20 protein-coding genes and 2 pseudogenes are annotated in these 25,638 nt (G+C 64.5%); 21 read left to right on the top strand and 1 reads right to left on the bottom strand.

All coding sequences use genetic code 11. The annotated features are described in order from the left end of the window. The first annotated feature begins 9 nt into the window (after positions 1-9). The 17 genes and pseudogenes from NVV79_RS21770 (at position 10) to NVV79_RS21690 (ending at position 19,139) form a co-directional block, all read left to right on the top strand. Complete coding sequence (locus tag NVV79_RS21770) at positions 10-435, top strand: hypothetical protein (RefSeq protein WP_303994093.1); 426 nt, start codon at positions 10-12, stop codon at positions 433-435. A gap of 4 nt (positions 436-439) precedes the next feature. Beyond that, complete coding sequence (locus tag NVV79_RS21765; RefSeq protein WP_303994091.1) at positions 440-667, top strand: helix-turn-helix transcriptional regulator; 228 nt, start codon at positions 440-442, stop codon at positions 665-667. 11 nt (positions 668-678) lie between these two features. Further along, positions 679-1,653, top strand: a complete 975-nt coding sequence (locus NVV79_RS21760) for an NAD(P)-dependent alcohol dehydrogenase (protein WP_303994089.1) — start codon at positions 679-681, stop codon at positions 1,651-1,653. Between the two features lie 105 nt (positions 1,654-1,758). Beyond that, positions 1,759-2,759: pseudogene (gene rsmH / locus NVV79_RS21755) on the top strand (16S rRNA (cytosine(1402)-N(4))-methyltransferase RsmH). After that, a complete protein-coding gene (locus tag NVV79_RS21750; RefSeq protein ID WP_303994086.1) occupies positions 2,756-4,849 on the top strand; it encodes a penicillin-binding transpeptidase domain-containing protein in 2,094 nt (697 codons plus the stop codon). Before rsmH ends, NVV79_RS21750 begins: the two are co-directional and overlap by 4 nt. A 24-nt stretch (positions 4,850-4,873) precedes the next feature. Further along, complete coding sequence (locus tag NVV79_RS21745) at positions 4,874-6,316, top strand: UDP-N-acetylmuramoyl-L-alanyl-D-glutamate--2,6-diaminopimelate ligase (RefSeq protein WP_303994084.1); 1,443 nt, start codon at positions 4,874-4,876, stop codon at positions 6,314-6,316. Between the two features lie 2 nt (positions 6,317-6,318). Next, positions 6,319-6,900, top strand: coding sequence for a hypothetical protein (locus NVV79_RS21740; protein ID WP_303994082.1), 582 nt, complete (start codon positions 6,319-6,321; stop codon positions 6,898-6,900). Between the two features lie 21 nt (positions 6,901-6,921). After that, the gene (murF, locus tag NVV79_RS21735) at positions 6,922-8,310 is read left to right on the top strand and encodes a UDP-N-acetylmuramoyl-tripeptide--D-alanyl-D-alanine ligase (protein ID WP_303994080.1); all 1,389 of its coding nucleotides are present in this window, start codon (positions 6,922-6,924) and stop codon (positions 8,308-8,310) included. Positions 8,311-8,337: 27 nt separating this feature from the next. Further along, entirely contained in the window at positions 8,338-9,423 is a 1,086-nt protein-coding gene (mraY, locus tag NVV79_RS21730; protein ID WP_303994077.1) for a phospho-N-acetylmuramoyl-pentapeptide-transferase, read from the top strand. Positions 9,424-9,858: 435 nt separating this feature from the next. After that, positions 9,859-10,716, top strand: a complete 858-nt coding sequence (locus NVV79_RS21725; RefSeq protein ID WP_303994075.1) for a hypothetical protein — start codon at positions 9,859-9,861, stop codon at positions 10,714-10,716. Positions 10,717-10,857: 141 nt separating this feature from the next. After that, complete coding sequence (locus NVV79_RS21720; protein ID WP_303994370.1) at positions 10,858-12,027, top strand: FtsW/RodA/SpoVE family cell cycle protein; 1,170 nt, start codon at positions 10,858-10,860, stop codon at positions 12,025-12,027. Next, a complete protein-coding gene (murG, locus tag NVV79_RS21715; RefSeq protein WP_303994073.1) occupies positions 12,024-13,136 on the top strand; it encodes an undecaprenyldiphospho-muramoylpentapeptide beta-N-acetylglucosaminyltransferase in 1,113 nt (370 codons plus the stop codon). Before NVV79_RS21720 ends, murG begins: the two co-directional genes overlap by 4 nt. Further along, entirely contained in the window at positions 13,133-14,551 is a 1,419-nt protein-coding gene (murC, locus tag NVV79_RS21710; RefSeq protein ID WP_303994070.1) for a UDP-N-acetylmuramate--L-alanine ligase, read from the top strand. Before murG ends, murC begins: the two co-directional genes overlap by 4 nt. A gap of 103 nt (positions 14,552-14,654) precedes the next feature. Next, complete coding sequence (locus tag NVV79_RS21705; protein WP_303994067.1) at positions 14,655-15,575, top strand: D-alanine--D-alanine ligase; 921 nt, start codon at positions 14,655-14,657, stop codon at positions 15,573-15,575. A 128-nt stretch (positions 15,576-15,703) separates the two neighbouring features. Continuing rightward, positions 15,704-16,372, top strand: a pseudogene (locus NVV79_RS21700) (cell division protein FtsQ/DivIB); the annotation flags it as partial. A 198-nt stretch (positions 16,373-16,570) separates the two neighbouring features. Next, positions 16,571-17,869 carry a cell division protein FtsA gene (ftsA, locus tag NVV79_RS21695; protein ID WP_303994368.1) on the top strand — a complete coding sequence of 433 codons (1,299 nt, stop codon included), beginning with the start codon at positions 16,571-16,573 and terminating at the stop codon, positions 17,867-17,869. A gap of 286 nt (positions 17,870-18,155) precedes the next feature. After that, the gene (locus NVV79_RS21690; RefSeq protein WP_303994065.1) at positions 18,156-19,139 is read left to right on the top strand and encodes a magnesium transporter CorA family protein; all 984 of its coding nucleotides are present in this window, start codon (positions 18,156-18,158) and stop codon (positions 19,137-19,139) included. A gap of 224 nt (positions 19,140-19,363) precedes the next feature. On the opposite strand, the gene NVV79_RS21685 is transcribed toward NVV79_RS21690, so the two are convergent. After that, positions 19,364-19,825 (bottom strand): VOC family protein, encoded by a 462-nt coding sequence (locus tag NVV79_RS21685; protein ID WP_303994063.1) that lies wholly within the window; start codon positions 19,823-19,825, stop codon positions 19,364-19,366. A 244-nt stretch (positions 19,826-20,069) separates the two neighbouring features. On the opposite strand from NVV79_RS21685, the gene ftsZ reads away from it, so the two are divergent. The 4 genes from ftsZ to recN all read left to right on the top strand — a co-directional run bounded on the left by ftsZ (position 20,070) and on the right by recN (position 25,624). Further along, entirely contained in the window at positions 20,070-21,737 is a 1,668-nt protein-coding gene (gene ftsZ, locus NVV79_RS21680) for a cell division protein FtsZ (RefSeq protein WP_303994060.1), read from the top strand. Between the two features lie 113 nt (positions 21,738-21,850). Continuing rightward, on the top strand, positions 21,851-22,807 hold the full coding sequence (gene lpxC, locus NVV79_RS21675; protein WP_303994057.1) for a UDP-3-O-acyl-N-acetylglucosamine deacetylase: 957 nt from the start codon (positions 21,851-21,853) through the stop codon (positions 22,805-22,807). Positions 22,808-22,900: 93 nt separating this feature from the next. After that, the gene (locus tag NVV79_RS21670) at positions 22,901-23,737 is read left to right on the top strand and encodes an outer membrane protein assembly factor BamD (protein ID WP_303994054.1); all 837 of its coding nucleotides are present in this window, start codon (positions 22,901-22,903) and stop codon (positions 23,735-23,737) included. 216 nt (positions 23,738-23,953) lie between these two features. Then, complete coding sequence (gene recN, locus NVV79_RS21665; protein ID WP_303994052.1) at positions 23,954-25,624, top strand: DNA repair protein RecN; 1,671 nt, start codon at positions 23,954-23,956, stop codon at positions 25,622-25,624. The last annotated feature ends 14 nt before the right edge of the window (positions 25,625-25,638 follow it).

Genomic DNA, 25,638 nt, shown 5'->3' with positions numbered 1-25,638 from the left:
GCTGACACCATGACCTTCAAGGAAATGAACGCCGGCGTGATGCTGCTCAGTGCGGTGGTGATTTCGGTATGGGTGCTGATGGGGGCTGTTGGCGATCCCGGCGCTACGGTGCCCGAAGTGGCGGCGCGACTGTGCTGGGCCATGCTGGCATCGGTGGCGTTCAACATCGTGGCGATGATCGTCTTCGCCATTCTGGTCAGCATCGCGCAGGGTCAGGAACTGAAGGACGAGCGGGCCGATGAGCGCGACCACGCAGTGAGCGCGCGCGCCATGCGCAATGGCTATGTCGTGGCTTCGGCCGGCGGAGCGGCCGCGATATTCCTCTGGGCCTTCGGCTTCGATTTCACCGTGGGCATCTATGTGCTGTTCGGCGGGCTGATGCTGGCCGGGGCCACCGATGCGGCGTCGCGCCTCTATTACTACCGGATCGGCTAGAACAATGGGCAAGGGACAGGCGGCGATCAGCAACACGATCCGGGTGCTGCGCTTCAATGCCGGCGAGATGACACAGGCGGCTTTGGCCGAGAAGGTCGGCGTGACGCGCCAGACCATCGTGGCCATCGAGCAGGGGCGTTATTCGCCCTCGCTGGAAGTGGCCTTCCGCATTGCCGCGGCCTTTGGCGTGCCGCTCGAGCAGGTGTTCCAGTGGCACGGACAGGACCAGTAGGGGATCGGGTGATGAGAATAGTGACGCAGAGCCGCTATGGCGGGCCGGACGTGCTCGAAATCCGCGAGGTGCCCCGGCCGGCGCCGAAGGAGAACGAGATTCTCGTCCGCGTCGAGGCTTTCAGCGTGACACTGGCCGATTGCGCCTTCCGCAAGGCCGATCCGTTCATCATCCGCTTTTTCGGCGGCCTGCTGCGGCCGAAAAACCTGGTGCTGGGCGACGATATCGGCGGCGTGGTTGAGGCCGTGGGCAGCACAATCACGCGCTTTGCGGTGGGCGATATGATCTTCGGCTCGGTCGGCTCCGGCCTGGGTGGCGGGGCTGACTATGTGTGCCTTGCCGAAGACGCGGCGGTGGTGCGCCGCCCGGCCGGGCTCGATGCGGGGCAGGGTGCGGGGCTGAGCTATGGCTACCTCACCGCCATGCCCTTCATCCGCGACGAGGGGCTGGTGAAGCCGGGCGACCGGGTGCTGATCAATGGCGCCGCCAGCAGTGTCGGCGTGGTTGCGCTGCAACTGGCCAGGCATTTCGGGGCCGAAGTGACGGCGGTGTGCAGCGCCCGCCATGCCGAACTGGTGCGCGCGCTGGGCGCCGATCAGGTCATCGACCGGACCAGCGCCGATTTCACGGCGGCGCGCGACGCCTATGACGTGATCTTCGATGCGGTGGGGAAATCGAGCTTCGGACGCTGCAAGGCAGCGCTCCGGACAGGTGGCATTTACCTGACCACGGTGCCGAGCGTGGCGATCTTCTGGCATATGCTGACGAAGCGTGCGCCCGGCAAGCGCGGGAGATTGGCGACCACCGGATTGCGGCCGGTCAGCGCCAAGCTCAAGGATATGCAGGAACTCGTCGCTCTGCTCGAAGCCGGCGCGGTGCGGGCGGTGACGGACCGGCGTTTTCCACTGGCCGAGGTGGCCGAGGCGCATCGCTATGTCGAGACCGAGCGCAAGACGGGGGACGTGGTCGTGGAAATGGCTGGGTAAACGCCGTCAAACTCCCCATGGGAAACAGAATCTTAAGCGTCATCGCGCAATGTGGGGAGAAGTTTACGAACCGGCCGCTGAGCCGGGAGTGGAGTAGTGACCTCTATGGGCAAGCGTTCCGTGCCCGAAACCAGCCAAAATGCTGGCCCGCACGTCCCTGTCCTGCTGGATGAGGTCCTGGCGGCGCTATCGCCGCTGTCAGGCAAGCGCATTGTCGACGGCACATTCGGCGCAGGTGGCTATTCGCGCGCCCTGCTCGAAGCGGGCGCCGTGGTCATCGCCATCGACCGCGACCCGAGCGTAAAACCCTTTGCCGATGCGCTGATGGCCGAATTCGAGGGCCGCTTCATCTTCGTGGCCGGCACGTTTTCCGAACTCGATAGCCTCGCAGCCGAGCATGGCCCGATCCATGGCGTGGTACTCGATATCGGCGTGTCCTCCATGCAGCTCGACCAGCCGGAACGCGGCTTTTCCTTCATGCGCGAGGGGCCGCTGGACATGCGGATGAGCGGGGTGGGCGAGAGCGCCGCCGACCTGGTCAACACGCTCGATGCCGAGCCGCTGGCCAACCTGCTCTATGCCTTCGGCGAGGAACGCAAGTCGCGCCGCATTGCCCAGTTCATCGTGGCGGCGCGCGAGACCGCGCCGATCCGCACCACGCTGGAACTGGCCCGCATCATCGAAAAGGCCATCGGCCGCAAGCCGGGCGATGCCCATCCGGCCACGCGTTCGTTCCAGGCCCTGCGCATTGCCGTCAATGCCGAATTCGAGCAACTGGTCGAAGCCCTGTTCGCGGCCGAGCGGCTGCTGGGCGAGGGGGGCGGCTGGCCGTCGTGACTTTCCATTCGCTGGAAGACCGCATCGTCAAACGGTTCTTCGATCCCGACAAGGGTGGCCCGGCGCAGTCGCGCCACCTGCCGCAGGTGGTGGCCGAGGAGCGCCGCTGGGTCGAGGTGGCCAAGGCCGCCAAGCCGGGCGAAGCCGAGCTGGCGCGCAATCCGCGGGCGCGCTCGTCCATCCTGCGCGCCGCGACCCGTTCGGCGGCGCCGGCGCGGCCGCTGCGTTTCGACGGGCTCGGCATGCCCCAGGTGCGGGGGGCTGCATGATCCGCAATCTCAACATCATCCTGATCTTCACCAGCGTCTTCATGCTGGCCGGCGTCTATGCGCTCAAATTCTCTATCGAGAATACGGCCAGCGAGCGCACCGCGCTCATCGCCCTTATCGACAGCCAGGAAGGCGAGCTGTCGCTGGTCAAGGCCGACGAGGCGGTGCTGAGCCAGCCCGGGCATATCGAGCCCATCGTGCGGCGCCACCAGATGGCCCTGGCCATCGTGCCGGTGAAGCAGCAGCAGTTCGGCGCCTTTGGCGAATTGCCGATGCGCCCGGCCAAGCCGAATACGGCGGCGATGGATTCCCTGTTCGAGATCCCTCGAAGCCGGCATCGACCCGATCGATGCCATTCTCGAACTGGAGGGGATCGAATAATGGCGGTCACGTCAGAGGATTTCGGCCCCACTATCGCGCTCGACGGTGCCCGCAAGGCGCGCGGCAACCTCACGCAGAACCGCATCCGCTGGATGGTGCTGGCGCTGGTGCTGGGCTTCGGGCTGGTCGGGGGCCGGCTGGTGCAACTGGGCATGGTCGTGCCCGATTCCACCATCGAGGGGCAGGCGCGCGATGTCATCACGGCAACGCGGCCGCCGATCCTCGATCGCAACGGGCTCGAAATGGCCGTCGATATCCGCGTGCCGTCGCTGTTTGCCGAGCCGCGCCGCATCATCGATGTCGAGGAAGCCGTGCGCAAGCTGCGCACCGTGCTGCCCGATCTCGACGAGGCCTGGCTGCGCAACCGGCTCACCGGCGACAAGGGCTTTGTCTGGGTGCAGCGCGAGCTGTCGCCGGCCATCCAGGATCAGGTCATGCGGCTGGGTATCCCGGGCATCGACTTCATCACCGAGTCCAAGCGCTTCTATCCCGGCATGACCGAGGCCAGCCATATTCTGGGGTCGACCAATATCGACAATCAGGGCATTGCCGGCATCGAGAAGCATATGGATGGCGAGAATGTCGCGCTGTTGCAGGATCTGGGCCTGGCGCGCGGCAATGCGCTGGCGCCGGTAGCCCTCAGCATCGACATGCGCGTGCAGCATATCATGCACGAACAACTCGTGGATGCCATGACCCGTTACCAGGCCATCGCGGCCGGCGGGGTGATGATGGACATCTATACCGGCGAGATCATCGCGCTGGCCTCGCTGCCCGATTTCAACCCCAACGAGCCAGCCACCGCACTGGTCAAGGACAGCTTCAACCGCATCACGTCAGGCATTTTCGAGCCGGGCTCCATCTTCAAGACCGTGACCATGGCCGGGGCGCTGGATAGCGGGCTGGTGCGGATCACCGACCAGTTCGATGCGCGTTTCGGCATCCGCTTCGGCCGCTTCACCATCGACGATTTCCACGGCAAGCACCGCATTCTCAGCCTGCCGGAAGTCTACAAATACTCGTCCAATATCGGCACGATCCGCGTCATGCAGGCTATGGGCAAGGATGCGTTCCGTGCCTTCCTCTCCACGGTGGGTTTCGACCAGCGCGTGCCGTTCGAATTGCCGGAAATGCGCCTGCCGACCGTACCCAAGGAACTGTCCGAAGTCGGCGCCGCCACGGCGTCGTTCGGCCACGGGCTGTCGGTTTCGCCGCTGCATATGGTCACGGCCTATTCGGCCTTCGTCAACGGCGGCAACTATATTGCCCCGACGCTCTACAAGCGCGACCTGGCCGAGGCCGAGACGCTCTATCGCCGCGTGCTGCAGCCTTCCACCAGCGAGGCGATCCGCTACCTGATGCGGCTCAATGCGCTGGAAGGGTCGGGCAGCCAGATGAACAAGGAAGCGCTGGGCTATCGCGTCGGCGGCAAGACCGGCACGGCCGAAAAGGTGGTCGATGGCCGCTACTCGTCCACCAAGGTCACCAACTTCTTCGCCTCGGCCTTTCCGCTCGACAATCCGCGCTATGCCATGGTCATCATGGTCGACGAGCCCAGGGCGGAAAGTGTAACGACCGGCACGACGGCCGGCTGGAATGCCGGCATGGTCACCGGCCGCATCGTGCAGCGCGTCGCGCCGATGCTTGGCATCGCGCCCGATTTCTCCGAGATTCTGGACCGGAATCTCGTTCCTCCTGCTCTCAGATAGCTTGATCCAGAAGGATTCTCCGCCGTGTCACTCAGCGTAACACAGTTGCTCGAAGGCTCCGGCGCCCGTCCCAAGAAGGGTCTGGGTGCGGTCTTCGGCCTCAATTCCGATAGCCGGCGGATCGAGCCGGGCGACATCTTCTTCGCCCTGCCGGGTGCCAATGTGCATGGCAACCAGTTCGTGCCCGATGCCGTCAAGCGTGGCGCGCTGGCTGTGATCAGCGATACGGCGCCGGTGGGCGATCCGGGCGTGCCTGTCATCATCGTCAAGGATGTGCGGGCCGCCTATGCCCGCGCCGCCTCGCGCATTTTCGAGCCGCAGCCGGAAATCACCGTCGCGGTCACCGGCACCAATGGCAAGACCTCGGTTGCGTCCTTCGTGCGCCAGATCTGGCACTATGCCGGCATTGCCGGTGCGAGCGTCGGTACGCTGGGTGTGGATACGGCCACCCGCCATATCGACGGCAGCCTGACCACGCCGGATTCACGCACGCTGCACCAGTCGATGCGGGCGCTGAAGGCCCAGGGCATCAACCATGTGGCGCTGGAAGCCTCCAGCCACGGGCTCGACCAGCGCCGGCTCGACGGCATCCATTTCGAGGCCGTTGCCTTCACCAATCTCAGCCGCGACCATCTCGATTATCACGCCGACATGGACGCCTATCGCAATGCCAAGCTGCGGCTGTTCACCGACCTGCTGGTCGATGGCGGCGCGGCCATCGTCAATGTCGACGATCCCGAATACGAACCCTTTATGTTCGCGGCGCTCGGCGCCAGCGCGACGCTGCTGACCGTGGGCCGCGAGGGCGCCTATATCGAAGTGCTCGGCATCAAGCCCGAGGGCTATGGCCAGCGCGTCGAAGTGCGCCATGTCGGCGAGAAAATGAGCTTTCACCTGCCGCTGACCGGCGAATTCCAGGTCTCCAACGCCATCGTGGCGGCGGCCCTGGCCATGTCGAGCGGCGTCGACAAGGCGCAGGCCTTTCCGGCGCTTAGCGAGCTGGTGGGCGCCAAGGGGCGGCTGGAACTGGTGGCCGAGCATAATGGCGCGGCTGTCTTCATCGACTATTCGCACACGCCCGACGCACTCAGGACGGCGCTGGAAGCCCTGCGTCCCTATGCGACCAACAAGCTGATCGTGGTCTTTGGTTGCGGCGGGGATCGCGACAAGGGCAAGCGCCCCCAAATGGGCGCAATCGCCAGCGAGCTTGCCGATGATGTGATCGTGACCGACGATAATCCGCGCACCGAGAATGCCGCCACCATTCGTGCGGAAATCCTCGCCGCGGCCAAGGGCGCCAGGGAAATCGGCGACCGCAAGACGGCGATATCGGAGGCGGTCAAGGGACTCAAATCCGGCGACGTCCTGCTCGTTGCCGGCAAGGGCCACGAGGACTATCAGATCGTCGGTACGACGAAGACGCATTTCTCCGACCATGAAGTGGTGGCGGAAGCGATCAAGGGGTAGGGATGCGGACGCGAGGCCTCGTCATCGGCGGAAGTTCCCACTGTGGCAAGTCAACGCTGGCGCAACGGCTGGGCGAGGCTCTTGATTGGCGGGTCACGTCCACCGACGCGCTGGGGCGGCATCCGGGCCGGCCATGGCCCAGCATTCCCGCGCCCGTCGAAGAATTCTACGAAACGCTGTCCGACGAGACCATCTACTGGTTCCTGCGCGTGCATCACACCAACTTCTGGCCGCTTCTCGCGCGCACCATCGCCGAGGAAAAGGCGGCTGGCGGCGGGTTCGTATTGGAAGGGTCGGCGCTGCGACCGGAAAATCTGGCGGTGCTCGATGATGCCGAGCTACAGGCTGTCTGCCTCTATGCCGATCCCGAATTCCTCGCGGAACGCATGAGGCGCGCGAGCGGCTATGGGCAGCAGGATGCGCGCCGGAAGCGTCTCATCGACAAGTTCATCACGCGTTCGCTGCGTGACAGCCTGGAACTTCATGAGGCCGCCAAAGCGCATGGATGGCGGTTGATCGACGTTGCCGACGCGGCGGGCCTGGAACGCGCCACGGAACAACTGATAGCAGAGCTGCGAGTTTAGCGTTTTGGTTCGGGACCGCCGATGACCCCCCTCTACACCATCGCCGATATCCTTGCCGCGACCGGCGGCAGCAGTGCTATCGCCGGTGACACGCCTATCAATTCCGTCTCCATCGACTCCCGCGAGCTGGGGCCCGATGCGCTGTTCGTCGCTATCAAGGGCGACCGTTTCGATGGGCATGATTTCGTGGACAAGGCGCTGGAAAACGGCGCGGTGGCGGCTTTGGTCAGCCGGGGCGAGGGCGAGCGCCGCATCGTGGTGCCCGATGCGCTCGAAGGTCTGCGCGACATTGCCCGCGCCGCCCGTGCCCGCAGCCGGGCTCTGATGGTTGGTGTCACCGGCAGCGTCGGCAAGACCACGACCAAGGAGGCCATTCGCGTGGTGTTCGAGGCGGCGGGCCAGACCCATGCCTCGATCAAGAGCTTCAACAATCACTGGGGCGTGCCGCTGATGCTGGCGCGCCTGCCCGAGCGGGCGCAATTCGGCGTGTTCGAAATGGGCATGAGTGCGCCCGACGAAATCGCTCCGCTGGCGCAACTGGTCCGGCCGCATATCGCCGTCATCACCACGGTCGCGGCGGCGCATCTGGAGGCCTTCGGCTCGCTTGACGGCATCGCCCGCGCCAAGGCGGAAATCTTCGCCGGGCTGGAGCCAGGTGGCACCGCCGTGCTCAATGCCGACCACCCGCAGCTTGCCGTGCTGCTCGACGAAGCCAATGCGGCCGGTGTCGGCAATATCGTCACCTATGGCGAGGCTCGTGGCGTCGACTGGCGCATTCTCGATATCGAGACCGCCGCCGATCGCAGCTTTGCCACCGTCGAACACAATGGCGAGCGCCATGCGCTGGTGCTCAACGTGCCCGGCCGCCACATGGTCGCCAATGCCACGGCGGCCTTGGCGGTCGCGCATCTGGCCGGCGTCGAGTCCGATGTGGCCTTGCGGGCGCTGGCCGGCTTCGGTGCGCAGCCCGGCCGCGGGCAACGCCTGCTGCTCGGCCCGGCCGACAAGCCGCTGTTGCTGATCGACGAAAGCTACAATGCCAATACCGCCTCGATGACGGCGGCGCTCGACGTGTTCGCGGCGCAGACCGCGCCTGACGGACGCAAGCTGCTCATCCTGGGCGACATGCTCGAACTGGGGCCGCAATCGGCCGAGCTGCACGCCAGCCTCGCCCCCGATGTCATCGCCTCGGGCGCCGAGCGCATCTATCTGGTGGGCACCAGCATGGCTGCGCTGGCCGACGCCCTTGGCTCCAGCCATGTTGCCGCCCATACACAGACGGCGGCTGACATGGCGGAGATCGTGCTCAACGACCTTGCCTATGGCGACGCTCTTATGGTCAAAGGATCGAACGGCGTGGGGCTGGCGGGCATTGTCGACAAGGTCCGTAAACGGTTCGAAGACACCTGATCCCACCCAACGAGGACCCTTCGTTTCATGTTGTACTTTCTCGGCCAGTTGGGTGACGCGCTCACGGCCTTCAATGTCTTCCGCTACATCACCTTCCGCACCGCCGGGGCGGTGATCACCGCCCTGTTCTTCGTGTTCCTGTTCGGGCCGGGCATGATCGCCATGCTGCGCCTCAAGCAGGGCCGGGGCCAGCCGATCCGCGAAGACGGCCCGCAGACCCATCTGCTGACCAAGAAGGGCACGCCCACCATGGGCGGACTGATGATCCTGTCGGGCGCGGTGATTTCCACGCTCCTCTGGGCCAATCTGGGCAATGGCTATGTGTGGGTGGTGCTGTTCGTCACCATCGGCTTCGGCGCCATCGGCTTCTATGACGACTATCTCAAGGTCAAGCGCATGAGCCATGCCGGCTTCGGCAGCAAGCAGCGCCTGCTGCTCGAAGCGCTGATCGGCTGCATCGCCGCCTTTGCCACTTCGCAACTGGCGCAGGGCGCCTATGGCACCTCGCTGCTCTTCCCCTTCGTCAAGGACCTGGCCCTCAACCTGGGCTATTTCTACATCCTGTTCGGCGGCTTCGTCGTGGTGGCGGCGGGCAATTCGGTCAACCTCACCGATGGCCTCGATGGCCTGGCCATCGTGCCGGTCATGGTGGCGGCCGCCTGTTTCGCGCTGATCGCCTATCTCGTGGGCAGCGTCACCTTCTCGGACTACCTGTTCCTCAACTACGTGCCCGGCACGGCCGAGCTGTCGGTGGTCTGCGGCGCGCTGATCGGGGCCGGGCTCGGTTTCCTGTGGTTCAACGCGCCTCCGGCGCAGATCTTCATGGGCGATACCGGCTCGTTGGCTTTGGGCGGCGCCCTGGGCTCCATCGCCGTCATTACCAAGCATGAAATCGTGCTGGCCATTATCGGGGGCCTGTTCGTGCTTGAGACTGTCTCGGTCATTGTCCAGGTCGCCTCGTTCCGCCTCACCGGAAAACGGGTGTTCCGCATGGCGCCGATCCACCACCATTTCGAGCATCTCGGCTGGACCGAGAGCCAGGTGGTGATCCGGTTCTGGATCATCTCCTTCGTGCTGGCGCTGATCGGGCTGAGCTCGCTGAAGCTACGCTGAGCCGCATCGGCGGGCGCCGATAAGGCGCGAAACCAACCAGACGCCGCTCCCTCCTGAGGGGGCGGCGTTTCTGTTTGCACGCCCATTGCCACGTCTGCCGCTTCCCCCGTCGGGGAAGAGACGGGTTGCAAGGCCGGCCTGTAGCCCACCGCAATCCCCCCATTTCCGGGCCGCTCGACCCCTGCGCCTTGCCGTACGGGGGTTTTGTTCCGATCGGATACTAAAATAATATCAATTATTGAATAACACTAAAGTATAATCTTACAGTCTAGATTTACTTGCATAGAGTCGATTTTATGAAATCGTTTTGAGCGATGAGTCGGACGTGAGTCTATGTATGGGTGCGCAACTTTGTGTGCTTGTTCGGAGTGCGACGGCTTATGCCATGACGTAATTAGTTCTTGTCTGGTACTTAAGTTTTCGGAGGAAAAAATTATGCGACGCAACGTTCTTACGAGCCTGGCCGCGGTGATGCTTGCGGCGAGTGTATTTGCGCAGCCGGCGGCGGCGCAAAGCCTGTTGGGCATCCTCGGCGATAGCGATAGCGGAGCCCTCATCACTCTGGGTAGCGGCGAGGCCGGCAATTCCGGTGTCGTCAATCTCGGGCTCGGTGGCGGGGGCGGCAATATCCTCGACGCCAATGTGCTGCCCAGCTCGGGCGGTAATGGCCTGGTCACGGCCAATGTCAGCAGTGGCGGCAGCAATGGCCTGCTCGACGTGAATGCCAATGTCGGCGGCGCGGTTGATGCCAATGTCAATGTCGGCGGCAGCAATGGCCTGGTCGGCGTCGATATCAATGTCGGCGGCGGTGGCGGTGGCGGCGGTGGCAATGGCGGTGGCGGTGACAATGGCGGCGGCGGCAACGGTGGCGGCGGCGGCAATGGCGGCGGCGGCGGCGGCAATGGCGGCGGCGGCGGCAACGGTGGAAACGGCGGTAACGGTGGAAACGGCAATGGCGGTAACGGCGGCGGCGGAACGGCCGTGGCCAGCACCGGCGGCGGCGTAAACTGCACCGGCTTCAACCCCAACCAGGCGTGGACGCTGTTCGAGCGCACCTCGTTCTCGGGCTGGAACCGGGCCTCCAACATCGAGATCGTCCCGGTGCAGCTCTGCCCGACCGATCGCCAGCAACTGGCGCAGATGCTGCGTAGCCAGCAGAAGTTCGATCAGCTGCAATATGCCGTGCAGTCCGATGCGCTCGTGGCGGCGGCCCTCAGCCGCACCAGCTATGGTGCCAACCGGGTTCTGGGCGTCGATCGCTCCGGTTCGCGCCTGACCGTCTACGTCTACTGATCGGCAGTCCTCCTGCCTGGACGGCCCCGCCTTCGCGCGGGGCCGTTCTGTTTCGCAAAATGCATTTCCGATTCGGAAATCGGTAACCAACCGCCTGCTACAATTCAAATCGATTTGTATCGAGTAGCCGGCTTTCCCATGATGTTTTCCCGTGCCGAAAAGACGCCTCTGGCGGAGTGGTGGTGGTCGATAGACCGGGAACTGCTGGGGGCGCTGATCCTGCTGATGACCTGCGGCATGGTGCTGAGCTTCGCCGCCAGCCCACCGGTGGCCGAGCGCCTCGGCCTGTCGCCGTGGCATTTCATCATCCGCCACGCCATGTTCTGCGTGCCCGCGCTGGGCGTGATGATCGTCACCTCCTTTCTCAGCCACCGCCAGGCGCGCATCTGGGCGCTGGTGACGCTTGCCGTCAGCCTGCTGCTGCTCTGGGCGACCTTGCGCTTCGGCACCGAGGTCAAGGGCGCGCGGCGCTGGATTTCCTTTGCCGGCCAGTCCCTGCAGCCGTCCGAATTCGTCAAACCGGCCTTTGCCGTGCTGGGCGCGTGGCTATTCGCGGAATCGATGATCCACAAGAACGTGCCGGGCAAGATCATCGCCACGCTGATCATGGGTGCCATTGTCGGGGGATTGTTGCTGCAGCCCGATATCGGGCAGACGGCGCTGGTGCTCGGCACCTATGCCGTGCTGCTGTTCCTGTCAGGCATTTCCTGGTTCATCATTTTCGGGCTGGCCGGTGCCGCCGGGGCGCTGCTGTTCGGCGCCTATGCGTTGTTTCCGCACGTGTCGCGCCGCATCGATACCTTCCTCAACCCGGAAGGGGGCGGCAATACCTACCAGATCGACCGCGCCCTGCAGTCGCTGCTCGAAGGCGGCTGGTTCGGTCGTGGTCCGGGTGAATCCATCGCCAAGAAGCTCATCCCCGACGCCCATGCCGACTATGTCTTCTCGGCTGCGGCCGGCGAATTCGGTATCCTGTTCTGCCTCGTGCTGGTGGCGCTGATCGCCTTCATCGTGCTGCGCGCCATGATGGGGGCGCAAAGGCAGACGAGCCTGTTCGCGCGCCTGGCCGCCTCGACCCTGGCGATCCAGTTCGCCATGCAATCGGGTATCAACCTGGCCGTGAATCTCAACCTCATCCCGCCCAAGGGCATGACGCTGCCCTTCGTTTCCTATGGCGGCACCTCGATGATCGCCATTGCCTTCGGCATGGGGCTGATGCTGGCCTTTACCCGCACCAAGCCCGAGGAGCGCATGGCCACCGGCCTGCCCAGCTACAAGAGCGCCGTGGCGCCGCTGGCGCCTGCCGAATGAAGACTTTCGTTCTCATGGCAGGCGGCACGGGCGGGCATCTCTTCCCGGCCATGGCACTGGCGCAGGAGCTGATCCGGCGCGGCCACAAGGTCGAGTTGATGACCGACCATCGGGTGGCGAGCTATGGCGGCGATTTTCCGGCCAGCCAGGTTCACATCGTGCCTTCGGCCACGCCCTCGCTGCGTAACCCGTTCAAATTCGTCACGGGCGGCTTCCGCATCCTGCGCGGTATTGCCGTGGCCTTCGGCAAGCTGAACCGGATCAAGCCCGATGCGGTGATCGGCTTTGGCGGCTATCCCACTTTCCCGCCCTTCGTGGCGGCGAGCCTGCTCGGTATTCCCGGCATATTGCACGAGCAGAATGCCGTCATGGGCCGGGCCAACCGGGCGCTGGGCCGGTTTGCCGACATGCTGGCCATGAGCTTTTCGGAAACCCGCTTTGCCGATACGCTGAACCTTGAAAAGGTCGTGACCGGCAATCCGGTGCGCGACAGGGTGCGCGCCGTGGCCACCACGCCATATCCCCCGCTGACGGCGGATGGCCCGATCAGGCTGGTGATCTTCGGCGGCAGCCAGGGGGCCAGGGCCGTGAGCGAAATCGTGCCGCCCGCCATGGCGCTGCTGCCCGACAGCCTGCGGCCCCGGCTGCGCATCGTGCAGCAATGCCGGGCCGATGACCTCGATCGCGTGGCCGAGACCTATCGGCAGGCCAAGATCAATGTCGAGCTGGCGGCCTTCTTCACCGACCTGCCCGAGCGCATTGCCGGCAGCCATCTGGTCATCGGCCGGTCGGGCGCCTCGACCATTGCCGAGCTCACCGTGCTGGGTCGCCCGTCCATCCTGATCCCGCTGCCCGGCTCGCTCGATGCCGATCAGAAAAACAATGCGCTGGTGGTGGAGGCGGCCGGCGGCGGCTGGATCGCCGAGCAGGCCACGCTTTCACCGCAATCGCTTGCCACTCGCCTGACGACGCTGCTCACCGACCCCGCGACGCTCACCCAGGCCGCCGATGCGGCCCGCGCGCTGGGCCAGCCGCGCGCCGTCGAGAAGCTGGCAGACCTGGCCGAGATGCTTTCCGGCAAGAATATCGAAGTGGACCCACGCTCATGAACATGCCGGAAACCCTCGGCCCGGTGCATTTTGTCGGCATTGGCGGCATCGGCATGAGCGGCATTGCCGAAATCCTGCACAATCAGGGCTATATCGTGCAGGGCTCGGATGCTGCGGCCAATCCCAATGTGCAGCGCCTGCGCGACATGGGCATCACCATCCATATCGGCCAGTCGGCCGACAATCTGGGTGAAGCCGAAGTCGTGGTGATCTCCTCGGCCATCAAGAAGGATAATCCCGAGCTGATGGCGGCCCGCGCCCGCGCTTTGCCGGTGGTGCGCCGCGCCGAGATGCTGGCCGAGATCATGCGCTTCAAGAATGCCATCGCCATTGGCGGTACGCATGGCAAGACCACCACGACGACGCTGGTCGCCACCCTGCTCGATGCAGGCGAACTCGACCCCACCGTCATCAATGGCGGCATCATCAATGCCTATGGCACCAATGCGCGGCTGGGCGGCGGCGACTGGATGGTGGTAGAGGCCGACGAGAGCGACGGCACTTTCGTCAAGCTGCCCGCCGACGTGGCGGTGATCACCAATATCGACCCCGAACATCTCGACCACTATCACGACTTCGAGGGCGTCAAGCGCGCCTTCCGCCAGTTCGTGGAAAATGTCCCCTTCTACGGCTTTGCCGTGATGTGCCTCGACCATCCCGTGGTGCAGGCGCTGGTCGGCGAAATCCAGGATCGCCGCGTCATCACCTATGGCACCAATCCGCAGGCCGACGTGCGGCTGGTCGAACTCAACACCGTCAATGGCATCAGCCATTTCGCCGTCGAAATCCGCGACCGCATCCGCCAGACGCAGTTGCGCATCGACGGGCTCGAACTGCCCATGCCGGGCGAGCATAATGCGCTCAATGCCACCGCCGCCATCGCCGTGGCCGACCAGCTGCGTGTGCCGGCCGATGCCATCCGCAAGGGGCTCAAGGGCTTTTCGGGCGTCAAACGCCGCTTCACCAAGACCGGCGAAGTGGGCGGCATCACCATTATCGACGATTACGGCCATCACCCAGTCGAAATCGCCTCGGCCCTGCGCGCGGCGCGCCAGTCGACCAGGCGCGACGTCATCGCAGTGGTGCAGCCGCATCGCTATAGCCGCCTGCACGACCTGTTCGACGATTTCGCCGCCTGCTTCAACGATGCCGATACGGTCATCGTGGCGCCGATCTATGCCGCCGGCGAGCAGCCCATTGCCGGGGTGACCCATGAGGAACTGGTGCATCGCATCATCGCCCTGGGCCACCGCGATGCCCGCGTGCTCGACAAGCCGGAAGACCTGGCCCGGCTCATCGCCGGCCGCGCCGAGGATGGCGATTATGTCGTGTGTCTGGGCGCCGGCAACATCACCCAATGGGCCGCTTCCCTGCCGGGCGAGCTTGGCGCGCTGATTGGTAAAGACCCGGTATGATCGTGGCTGACTGCGGCATCACCCCCACCCTCACTCCCTCCCCACAAGGGGGAGGGAGTGAGGGTGGGGGTTCTTTCCGCAGCCCAAATGCAAGGACCTCTCCATGACCAAGCATGTCGCCGTCCTCATGGGCGGGTGGTCCAATGAGCGGCCGGTTTCGCTCAGCAGCGGGGCGCAGTGCGCGTCGGCCCTGCGCCGCGCCGGCTACCGGGTGACCGAGGTCGATGTCGGGCGTGACATCGCCAATGTCCTGCTCGAGCTCAAGCCCGATGTCGCCTTCAACGCGCTGCATGGTCCGTTCGGGGAAAGCGGCATGATCCAGGGCGTGCTGGAACTGCTGGAAATCCCCTATACCCATTCGGGCGTGCTGGCCTCGGCGCTGGCCATGGACAAGCACCAGGCCAAGATCATGCTCAAGGCCGCCGGCATTCCGGTGACCGATCACGTCATCGTGTCGCGGCCCGAAGCGGCGCGCAGCCATGTCATGGCGCCGCCCTATGTCATCAAGCCGATTGCCGAGGGCTCCAGTTTCGGCGTGTTCATCGTCAAGACAGGCACCAGCCATCCGCCGCAGGAAATCCTGCGCGAAGACTGGAATTGCGGCGAAGAGATCATGGTCGAGCGCTACATTCCCGGCCGGGAGCTGACCTGCGCCGTGATGGGCGACGTGGCGCTTGGCGTCACCGAGATCGTCACCGATCTGAGCTTTTACAATTATGAGGCCAAATACGCTAAAGGCGGATCGGTCCACATTATTCCGGCGCAGCTTCAACCTAAAATTTACGACAAAGTGCAAAAGCTAAGCCTTGCCGCGCATGCGGCTCTCGGTTGCCGGGGCGTGACGCGGTGTGACTTCCGCTACAACGACGCTGCCGGTCCCGACGGGGAACTGGTCTGTCTTGAGATCAATACCCAGCCGGGCATGACCGAGACGTCGCTGGTGCCCGAGCAGGCTGTGCATGCCGGGCATTCCTACGAAGAGCTGGTCGCCTGGATGGTGGAGGACGCGAGTTGCAACAGGTAAAGAGCGAGACCTTTCTCGCCGGCGCAAGGGTGGTCGATCCCCGCGCATTGCCTGTTCCTGTCCGCTCGCCCCGGCGCAAGCTCGCCAACAATCTCGGCCGCGCCTGGGTGCTGCATCGCAAGGCCATCATGCGCGGCGTGGCCGTTGCGGCCCTGCTGAGCGCCGCCATCGCCATTTATGAACTGCGCGAGCCCATCGGCATCGGCGCCATCGCGCTGGGCGATGTGGCGCAGGGTCGGTTCGCCGCTGCGGGCCTTGCCATCGGCGAGATTTCCATTTCCGGCCAGACGCTCACCAGCGAACAGGCCATTTTCGACGCGCTCGGCATCGAGCCGCATACCTCCACGGTCAGCTTCGATGTCGAAGCCGCTCGCCAGCGCATCGCCGAATTGCCAGCCGTTGCCGGCGTCACCGTGCGCAAGACCTATCCCGGCGACGTCATCGTAACGGTAACCGAAAAGCTACCGGTCGCCCGCTGGCGGGTCGATGGCATCACTTTCCTGGTCGATGGCGCGGGCGAACAGATCGGCGAGGATCATGGCGCCTATAGCGACCTGCCGCTGGTGGTGGGCGACGGCGCCAATGACGATGCCATGGTGATGATCCGCGCGCTCGACCAGCATCCGGCGCTGCAGGATGGGCTGGTGGCGCTGTCGCGCATTGCCGACCGCCGCTGGGACCTGATCTACGATACCGGCCTGCGCGTGCAATTGCCCGAACTGGGCGTCGCCCGCGCATTGCGGAACCTGGAATCCTACCAGGCCAGATACCAGTTGCTCGACCGCGACGTGACCGTCATCGACATGCGCGTCGATACGCTGGTTGCCGTGCGTCCCACCAAGACCGACGAGGAACTGGCGGCCGAGGAAAAAGGCGCGCAAGGCCGCCATTGCCGAACGCGCCCGGTCGGCCCAGCCCTATCCGCTGCCGCCGCGCAACCTGCCATCGACCACGTTTCCCCAACCGACGACACTTCCGCAATGATGACCGACGCCATGACCTCCCGGCTTCGCCCTGTCCAGCCCGGCAAGACCACGCTGGTTGCCGTGCTGGATATCGGCTCCACCAAGATCTGCTGCGTCATCGCGCGCCTCACCCCGCGCGCCGAGGGCAAGGCGCTGCGCGGGCGCTCGCACCAGGCCGAGGTGATCGGCTTTGGCTATGGCCCGTCCTCCGGGGTCAAGAGCGGCGTCGTCACCGATATCGAAAAGGCCGAGCAGGCCATCCGCTCCGTGGTCGGCATGGCCGAGCGCGCGGCGGGGCTGACGCTCGAAACCGTCATCGTCAACGTCACCGCCGGGCGTCTTGGCTCGGAGACCTTCTCCGCCGCCGTCTCGCTCGACGGGCAGGAAGTGGAAAAGGGCGATATCCATCGCGTGCTGCGCGCCGTCAACGAGCGCTCGGTGCGGCCGGAGCGCTCCATCATTCACGCGTTACCGATCGGTTACGCGATCGACGGCCAGAAGGGCATTCGCGACCCCAAGGGCATGGTCGGCGACAAGCTCGGCGTCGATGTCGCCGTGGTCAGCTCGGAAACCCTGGCCATGCGCAATCTCGAACTGGTGCTGCATCGCTGCCACCTGCAGATCGAAGCGCTGATCGCCACGCCCTATGCCTCGGGCCTGGCCGTTTTGGTCGATGACGAAGCCCAGCTCGGCGTGGCCTGCATCGACTTCGGCGGCGCGACGACCACCGTGTCCGTCTTCAACGACGGCCATCTGGTCTATGCCGATGCCATCGCCATTGGCGGCCACCACCTGACGCTCGATATTGCCCGCCAGCTCTCGGTCAGCGTGGCCGATGCCGAACGCCTCAAGACCTTCTACGGCTCGGTGCTGCCCGGCCAGGCCGATGAACGCGACCTGATCCCCATCCAGCCGGTCGGCGCCAGCCATGACGAGGCACCGGGGCAGGTGGCCCGGTCGGTGCTGACCCGCATCATGCGCCCGCGCATCGAGGAAATCCTCACCGCCATCCGCGACCGCATGCAGGCCACCGGCATGATGGATGTCTGCGGCCGCCGCTTCGTGCTGACGGGCGGCGCCAGTGAAATGACCGGCCTGCCGGAAGTCGCCCGGCGTATCCTGGCCCGCAATGTGCGCAATGGCCGCCCCATGGGCATTGCCGGCCTGCCCGAAATGGCCAAGGGCGCTGCCTTTGCCAGCGTCGCCGGCATGCTGATCTATCCGCAGGTCTGCGCCCAGGAATATGCCGAGCCGCGCGGCAGCCGCAAACTCACCGGCACCGACGGCTATTTCGCCCGCGTCGGCAACTGGCTGCGCACAAGCTTCTAGAGCGGCGTGCGTTCTGTCGAACGCAAAAGTGCCGCTCTATCCTTTGTTGTTGCATCGCCTTTTGCCGAAAACCGGTTCCCACTTTTCTGCGCGATGCTCTAGCGGTTGACACCGGCAGGCGCTCGGCGCAACAGAGGCGTGTTGACGGCCCGGCCGTATCAAAAATCGAGAAACACCATGAATCCCGACAGTCGAAGTTCGACGTCGCCCATTTTCGCTGCCCCCCCGACACTGACGGCAACCCTGTGAGGCGGCCGCGTGCGGTCTATGCCTCAGGAGTTTGCCCATGCTGCGCAGCTATCAGAATACCCTTGCCCGGCTCGTTGAAGTTCCCGCTGCGGAATTGAGCAGCGCCACCAATCTGGTGTGGCTGGACCTGCTCCATCCCACGCCGGAGGAAGAAGCGCTGGTCAACAACCTCCTGGCCATCGAAATCCCCACCAAGGCCGAGATGGAGGAAATCGAGCTATCCTCGCGCCTCTATACCGAGGACGGCGCGGAGTTCATGACCATGACGGCGCTATCGGGACTCGATACCGAAGACCCGATCAAGACAGCCATCACCTTCATTCTCAAGGGCAATACGCTGGTCAGCGTGCGCTTTGCCGATCCCCGGCCGTTCGCAGCCTATGCGATGCGGGCGGTGAAGCCGAAAAGCGTGGCCTGCAAGAGCGGGGCCGAAGTGTTCCTGGGCCTGCTCGAAGCGATGACCGACCGCACCGCCGATGCGCTGGAGCGGCTGGGCAATGAAATCGACCAGATTTCCCGCGACGTGTTCCGAAAGAAAAGCTCGACCGCCGAGAAATTCCAGCAGGACCTGCGCTCCATCATCGAACAGATCGGCGGCAAGGCCGAGCTGTTGACCATGGTGCAGGAAAGCCTGGTCAGCGTGTCCCGGCTCACCGCCTATCACGGCGCCTCCAATGAGGGGACAACCAAGGCGGCGCGCGAGGCAAGGCAATTGTCCAAGCTGATCCAGCGCGATGCGCTGTCGCTGGGCGAGCATGCCCGCACGCTCTCCACCAAGATCAATTTCCTGCTCGATGCCACGCTGGGGCTGATCAACCTGGAGCAGAACCAGATCATCAAGATTTTCTCGGTCGTGGCGGTGGTGCTGCTGCCGCCGACGCTGATCGGCTCGGTCTATGGCATGAACTTCGATATCATGCCCGAACTGCACTGGGACTTCGGATATCCCTTTTCGCTGGGGCTGATGGTTGCTTCGGCCGTGCTGCCCTTCCTCTATTTCAAGCGGCGCGGCTGGCTGTAGCGGCGGGAAGGAGGGGGCGTGCCACCTCTACCTCGCAAGTGAACTAGGATCTTTCCGCCAGTCCGGTGCGTGTGGCCACCCCCGCCCTTGATCCCTCCCCACAAGGGGGAGGGAGACGATGAACACGGGCATCGGAGCTGGCGCCTCCCTCCCCTTGATGGGGAGAGAATGAGGGTGGGGTGACGGGAGCCACAGACTGAACATCCCTCTCGCGGACGAGAGGATCAACCGCCCGCATAGGCCTTCTGCAACTGGGCGACATCAAGCTTGCGCATCTGCAGCATGGCCTGCATGGCGCGGTTGGCGCCTACAGGGTCCTTGCCATAGACGGTATCGAACATCTGCTTGGGCACCACCTGCCAGGAGAGGCCGAAGCGGTCCTTGCACCAGCCGCACATGCTTTCCTCGCCGCCTTCGCCGACGAACTTGTTCCAGAAATAGTCAACCTCTTCCTGGTCGGCGCAGTCGATGGAAAAGCTCACCGCCTCGTTGAACTTGAACTGCGGCCCGCCATTGAGCAGCAGGAACTTCTGTCCTTCCAGCTCGATCACGGCGGTAAAGGCCGGCCCCTTGGGGTCCTGGCGCACCACGTCGTGCACCTTCGCGCTCTTGAAGGTCTCGGTATAGAACTTGATGGCGTCGTCGATGCGGTTGTCGAACCACAGGCAGGGCATGATCTTGGTCATTTTTCATTCTCCTCGATAGGCGCCGGAGCCTTTGTCCAGAACCAATATGTTATATTGCTAAATGGTTATATACACGGTGTCAACAGGGCTTGTCGGGGTTTTTCGCGTGGTTAACGGACCCTCAATGCGTAACCGGGGAGTGTCGCAAATTGCGTTCACGTTAACACCGGTGAGACAATTGTTAGGGGCCGGTTAACGTTTGGGAGGGTAAATCTTTACCAATCACGCCACTATGGGGCCTTCCATGACGATCAACCTCACCATCCCGGATATCCAGGAACTCAAGCCCCGCATTACCGTGTTCGGCACGGGCGGCGCCGGCGGCAATGCCGTCAACAACATGATTGAATCCGGGCTCGACGGTGTCGATTTCGTCGTCGCCAATACCGATGCCCAGGCTCTGGCCTTGTCCAAGGCGCAGCGGATCATCCAGCTCGGCGTCGGTGTTACCGAAGGCCTGGGTGCCGGTTCGCACCCTGAAGTGGGTCGTGCGGCGGCCGAGGAAAGCTGGGACGAGATCAATGATCACCTCAGCGGTTCGCATATGGTGTTCATCACCGCCGGCATGGGCGGCGGCACCGGGACCGGCGCGGCGCCGGTCGTGGCCCGCGCGGCCCGCGAGCAGGGGATCCTCACGGTTGGCGTTGTCACCAAGCCGTTCAATTTCGAAGGCAATCGCCGCGCCCGCCTGGCCGAAGACGGGATCGATGAGCTGCATCGCCATGTCGATACGCTGATCGTCATCCCCAACCAGAACCTGTTCCGCGTCGCCAACGAGAAGACCACCTTCGCCGATGCCTTCGCCATGGCCGACCAGGTGCTGTTCTCGGGCGTCGCCTGCATCACCGATCTGATGGTCAAGGAAGGCCTGATCAACCTCGACTTCGCCGACGTGCGCGCCGTGATGCGCGGCATGGGCAAGGCGATGATGGGGACCGGCGAGGCTTCGGGCGAAGATCGTGCCCGCCACGCCGCCGAAGCCGCCATTGCCAATCCGCTGCTCGACGATGTGTCGATGCAGGGGGCGCGGGGCCTGCTGATCTCCATCACTGGCGGTCCGGACCTGACGCTGTACGAAGTCGACGAGGCAGCCAGCCGCATCCGCGAGGAAGTCGACACCGATTGCAATATCATCCTGGGCGCGACCTACGATCCGAGCCTGACCGGCACGCTGCGCGTCTCGGTCGTCGCCACCGGCACCGATGCCACCATGGTCCAGGCGCTGGAGCCGGCCAAGCCGCATGCTTCGCGCACGCCGCTCGAAGTGCGCCGCCATGTGCCGGTCGAGCCGACCCGTGTTTCCGCCGAGCGCGCCGCCCTGGCGACGCCCGCTCCGGCGCAGGCCATCGAACATCAGGTCGAGGCCGCCGTGGCCGAAGCCTTCAGCATGTCCGCTCCGGCGCCCGCGCCCTATGACATGGAAGACGATGGCGTTTTCGTCGAGCCCTATATCCCGGCCGCCGAGAGCGTGCAGGAAGCCGACGATGCGCCCGCCATGGCCGACGAGCCGGTGCCCAGCGTCTATGTGCCGTCCCACGCCGCTCGCCCCGAGGGTCAGCGCCGCATGCCGCGCACCGAGGAACTGCCTGCTGTTGCGAGGCGGTCACAGGAGCAACAGGAACGTCACGATTCCGAGCCGCGCAACGCACGCGCGCTGTTCAAGAAACTGGCCTCCAATGTGGGTCTCAACCTGGGCCAGCCGCAGGCGCCAGCTCGTGAGGAAGTGCCCTATTCAGCCGCCGACGACGCCGCTGCGCGCAGCGCCATTGAGGCAGGTGGCGCAAGGACTTCGCGGGTTGCCCCCGCCGTCGAGGGTGCCCGTGGCAATCTCGATGCCCATGGCCGCCAGCCGGCGCCGGCACCGCAGAAGGACAGCCTGGAAATTCCGGCCTTCCTGCGCAAGCACGGTTAACAGGCGGTTCGTAAATTCCGGAGAACATTGCTCGGCGCGGCTTTCGCGCCGAGTTTTTTTTTGGCTAACACAGTTTTCGGGCGTTCGGGCTTGGGGTCGGAGTTATTTCGCGTATGAACAAATTGTCCACGCGCCAGCGTACAGTCGCGGCCGCGACCAGCTTTTCCGGATATGGCGTGCATAGTGCCCAGCCGGTGACCCTGACCATCAGCCCAGGCGCTCCCGATACCGGAATCACCATCTGCCGCGTCAAGAGCGATGGCACCACGACAGCCCCGGTTCCCGTGCATTTTTCGCGTGTCACCCGCACCACGCTCTGCACTACGCTCGATCTGGGCGATAGCGTCAGCGTCGCCACGGTGGAGCATGTCATGTCGGCGCTATCAGGCATGGGCGTCGATAACGCGCTCATTACCCTCGATGGCGGCGAATGTCCGATTCTGGATGGCAGCGCGCGGCCCTTTGCCGAAGCGATTCTGCAGGTCGGCCTCGAAATCCAGCCGGCGCAGCGCAAGTTCCTCAAGATCATGCGTGCGGTCACCGTGCGCAACAACGACGCCTTTGCCGCGCTCGAGCCCTATAACGGCCGCGCGCTCGACCTCGAGATCGATTTCGACTCCAAGGTCATCGGCCGCCAGCGCATGATTTTCGACTGGACGCCGCGCCGCTACTACGAAGACGTGTCCAGCGCCCGCACCTTCGGCTTCGTGCGCGATGCCAAGATCCTGCGCCAGGCCGGCTATGCGCTCGGCTCCAGCCTCGACAATTCCATCACCGTGCATGAGGACCGCATCCTCAATCCGGGCGGGCTGCGCTATGAAGACGAATTCGTGCGCCACAAGCTGCTCGACGCCATCGGCGATCTGTCGCTCGGCGGCCTGCCGATCTGGGGCCGTTTCCGCTCCTACAAGGGCGGGCACGCGCTCAACGCGCATGTGTTGACCGGTCTCTTTTCCAGCGAAGCCAATTATGAGATAGTCGAGGCCGAGGACCTGCCGCTCGAATTCGAGGCGTTCGATGATCAGCCCGAGGGGTTGGCGGTCAATCATTACCTGCGGTCCGTACGCTGATCCCGATGGGACCGGCGCGCGGCGCCACAGTTTTGATCCATTTGCTAACTACGCCGCAGGCAAGCGGTTTTCGTTATAAGGACGGGGCAGTTCGTGACAGTTGACGCTATTGGTGGTCTCACCGGCCGGGCCGCCCGGTTCCTCACGGTTGCCCTGCTCGCCGCAATGCTGGCCGGCTGCAGCATGTTCGGTCCGCAAAAGATCAAGGAAGAGCCGATCATTCCGGCCGCCTCGCTGTATCAGAAGGCGCTGGACGATATGGATCGCCAGTATTACGCCACGGCCATCAAGTCGCTGGAAACGCTCGACCGCCAGCATCCGCGTGACCCGCTGGTGGAAAAGTCCAAGTTGATGCAGGTCTATGCCAATTATCGCAGCGGCAAGCTCGACGAGGCCATCCTGGCTGCCGACCGCTATATGGCGCTCTATGCCAACAAGCCCGATGCGGCCTATGTGCTCTATCTCAAGGGCAATTCATACTTCGCCCAGATCAAGGATATCACCCGAGACCAGCAGCTCTCGGCCGATGCGATCGAGACCTACAATCTGGTGATTTCAAACTATCCCAGGTCCGAATATGCCGAGGATGCGCGCGAAAAGCTGCTCGTCGCCTTCGACCAGCTCGCCGGCAAGGAAATGTCGGTCGGCCGCTACTATCTCGGCAATGGCCAATATACCGCCGCCATCAACCGCTTCCGCGTCGTGGTGGAAACCTGGCAGACCTCGACCCATGTCGAGGAAGCTCTGTTCCGCCTGACCGAGGGTTACCTGCTGCTCGGCCTGACCAACGAGGCGGCGACCGCCGCCGCCGTGCTGGGCCACAATTACCCGTCCAGCACCTGGTACAAGCAGGCCTATGACCTGCTGGCCAAGCAGGGCCTGGCCCCTGCCGTGAACAGCGGTAGTTGGATGGCGGGCCTGCGGAACTAACGGTTCCGAAGGAATTTGTTGCTAGTTTGTTCCGGGGCGCTAATATGCGCCCCGGTTCGTTTTTGGGAGACTTCCATCTGCTGTGTCATTCCCGCGAAGGCGGGAAGCCATTCTTCCCCGCGGATAAGGTGGATTCCCGCCTTCGCGGGAATGATGCAGTGGTGGTAAATGATGTCCATCCACGTTGGTTGATCGAAGTCCGGGAATAGTCCGCGCATGCTGAACGCGCTTTCGGTTCGCAACATCGTCCTCATCGACCAGCTCGACCTGGCGCTCGATGGCGGCATGACGGTCCTCACCGGCGAGACCGGTGCCGGCAAATCCATTCTGCTCGACGCGCTCACGCTGGCGCTGGGGGGCAGGGGCGATGCCTCGCTGGTGCGCAGCGGGCAGGAGAGCGGGCAGGTGGTCGCCGTGCTGCAACTGGCCGCCGACCATCCGGCGCGCGCCGCCCTGCGCGACAATGCCATTCCCGACGACGAGGATGTCATCCTGCGCCGCGTGCAGTTTGCCGATGGCCGCACCCGCGCCTTTATCAACGACCAGCCGGTCTCCGCCGCCCTGTTGCAGAAGGTCGGCAGCCAGATCGTCGAAATCCACGGTCAGCATGATGACCGGGCCCTGGTCGACGTCGCCACCCATCGCGCGGCGCTCGACGCCTTCGGTGAGCTCGATGCCGCCGCAGCCAAGGTGAGCGACGCCTGGCAGGACCTCAGCGATGCGCAGGATGCCGTGGTGGCGCAGAAGGCCCTGGTGGCCCAGGCACTGGCCGCGGAAGACTATGCCCGCCACGCCGTGGAGGAGCTGTCAAAGCTCAGGCCGGTCGCGGGCGAGGAAGAAGAGCTGGCCGAGCGTCGTCAGCATCTGCAGCAGGTCGAGCGCTCCGCCTCCGATGTGGTGGAAATCGACGAGATGCTCAATGGCCCATCGGCGCCCACGCCGGCTCTGGCCAGCCTGATGCGCCGCCTGATGCGCAAGATCGATGGCGGGCAGGCCCTGTTCCAGCCCATCGTCGATACGCTCGACGCCTCCCTGGTGGCGCTCGATCGCACCAGCGATGCGCTCGAAGACCTCAAGCGCGAAATGGCCTATGACCCGGCCGAGCTGGAAAGCGTCGAGGAACGTCTCTTCGCCCTGCGCGCTGCCGCCCGCAAGCACCAGACCAGTTGCGACGGGCTGAGCGAGGTGCTGGAAAAATACAGCGCCGATCTGGACACATTGCAAAGCGGGGAAACCCGACTGGCCGCCCTCGAGGCGGCGGAAGCCCAAGCGCTGGAAACCTATCGCAAGCTGGCCGAAACCCTTAGCGCCGGCCGCGCCAAGGCCGCTGCCGCCCTCGGCAAGGCGGTGGGCGTGGAATTGCCCGACCTCAAGCTTGGTTCGGCCCGATTCATCGTCGATCACCAGATCGACAAGGCGCGCATTGCCGCTTCCGGCTTCGACCAGATCGCCTTCCATGTGCAGACCAATCCCGGCACCGCCGCCGGCCCCTTGCTCAAGGTCGCCTCGGGCGGCGAGCTCAGCCGGTTCCTGCTCGCCCTCAAGGTGGTGCTGGCCGATCGCGGCTCGGCCCCGGTGCTGATCTTCGACGAAATCGACACCGGCGTCGGTGGCGCCGTGGCCGATGCCATCGGCCGCCGCCTGTCCCGGCTGGCCGGCAAGGTGCAGGTCCTCGCCGTCACCCACGCCCCGCAAGTGGCCGCGCGGGCGCAAAGACACCTGCTGATCGAGAAACAGGCCGTCAGCGAAGGCGCCTTCATGCGCACGCATGTGAAGCCGCTGGACGTATCTGCGCGGCAGGAGGAAGTCGCGCGCATGCTGGCCGGCGCGAAGGTGACGGATGAAGCCCGGGCGGCGGCGAGCAAATTGCTGAGCGAAGTCGGGTAGGGGATACCCCCTCC

The sequence above is a fragment of the Devosia ginsengisoli genome, assembly GCF_024707105.1.
Classification (GTDB): domain Bacteria; phylum Pseudomonadota; class Alphaproteobacteria; order Rhizobiales; family Devosiaceae; genus Devosia; species Devosia ginsengisoli_A.
Note: the sequence above shows the minus strand (reverse complement) of the source record. Positions and strands in the feature narration are given on the sequence as shown.

Coding starts and splice junctions, on each gene's coding strand:
- NVV79_RS21770 (WP_303994093.1), top strand. CDS start 10: ATGACCTTCAAGGAAATGAACGCCGGCGTGATGCTGCTCAGTGCGGTG.
- NVV79_RS21765 (WP_303994091.1), top strand. CDS start 440: ATGGGCAAGGGACAGGCGGCGATCAGCAACACGATCCGGGTGCTGCGC.
- NVV79_RS21760 (WP_303994089.1), top strand. CDS start 679: ATGAGAATAGTGACGCAGAGCCGCTATGGCGGGCCGGACGTGCTCGAA.
- NVV79_RS21750 (WP_303994086.1), top strand. CDS start 2,756: ATGATCCGCAATCTCAACATCATCCTGATCTTCACCAGCGTCTTCATG.
- NVV79_RS21740 (WP_303994082.1), top strand. CDS start 6,319: ATGCGGACGCGAGGCCTCGTCATCGGCGGAAGTTCCCACTGTGGCAAG.
- murF (WP_303994080.1), top strand. CDS start 6,922: ATGACCCCCCTCTACACCATCGCCGATATCCTTGCCGCGACCGGCGGC.
- mraY (WP_303994077.1), top strand. CDS start 8,338: ATGTTGTACTTTCTCGGCCAGTTGGGTGACGCGCTCACGGCCTTCAAT.
- NVV79_RS21725 (WP_303994075.1), top strand. CDS start 9,859: ATGCGACGCAACGTTCTTACGAGCCTGGCCGCGGTGATGCTTGCGGCG.
- NVV79_RS21720 (WP_303994370.1), top strand. CDS start 10,858: ATGTTTTCCCGTGCCGAAAAGACGCCTCTGGCGGAGTGGTGGTGGTCG.
- murG (WP_303994073.1), top strand. CDS start 12,024: ATGAAGACTTTCGTTCTCATGGCAGGCGGCACGGGCGGGCATCTCTTC.
- murC (WP_303994070.1), top strand. CDS start 13,133: ATGAACATGCCGGAAACCCTCGGCCCGGTGCATTTTGTCGGCATTGGC.
- NVV79_RS21705 (WP_303994067.1), top strand. CDS start 14,655: ATGACCAAGCATGTCGCCGTCCTCATGGGCGGGTGGTCCAATGAGCGG.
- ftsA (WP_303994368.1), top strand. CDS start 16,571: ATGACCTCCCGGCTTCGCCCTGTCCAGCCCGGCAAGACCACGCTGGTT.
- NVV79_RS21690 (WP_303994065.1), top strand. CDS start 18,156: ATGCTGCGCAGCTATCAGAATACCCTTGCCCGGCTCGTTGAAGTTCCC.
- NVV79_RS21685 (WP_303994063.1), bottom strand. CDS start 19,825: ATGACCAAGATCATGCCCTGCCTGTGGTTCGACAACCGCATCGACGAC.
- ftsZ (WP_303994060.1), top strand. CDS start 20,070: ATGACGATCAACCTCACCATCCCGGATATCCAGGAACTCAAGCCCCGC.
- lpxC (WP_303994057.1), top strand. CDS start 21,851: ATGAACAAATTGTCCACGCGCCAGCGTACAGTCGCGGCCGCGACCAGC.
- recN (WP_303994052.1), top strand. CDS start 23,954: ATGCTGAACGCGCTTTCGGTTCGCAACATCGTCCTCATCGACCAGCTC.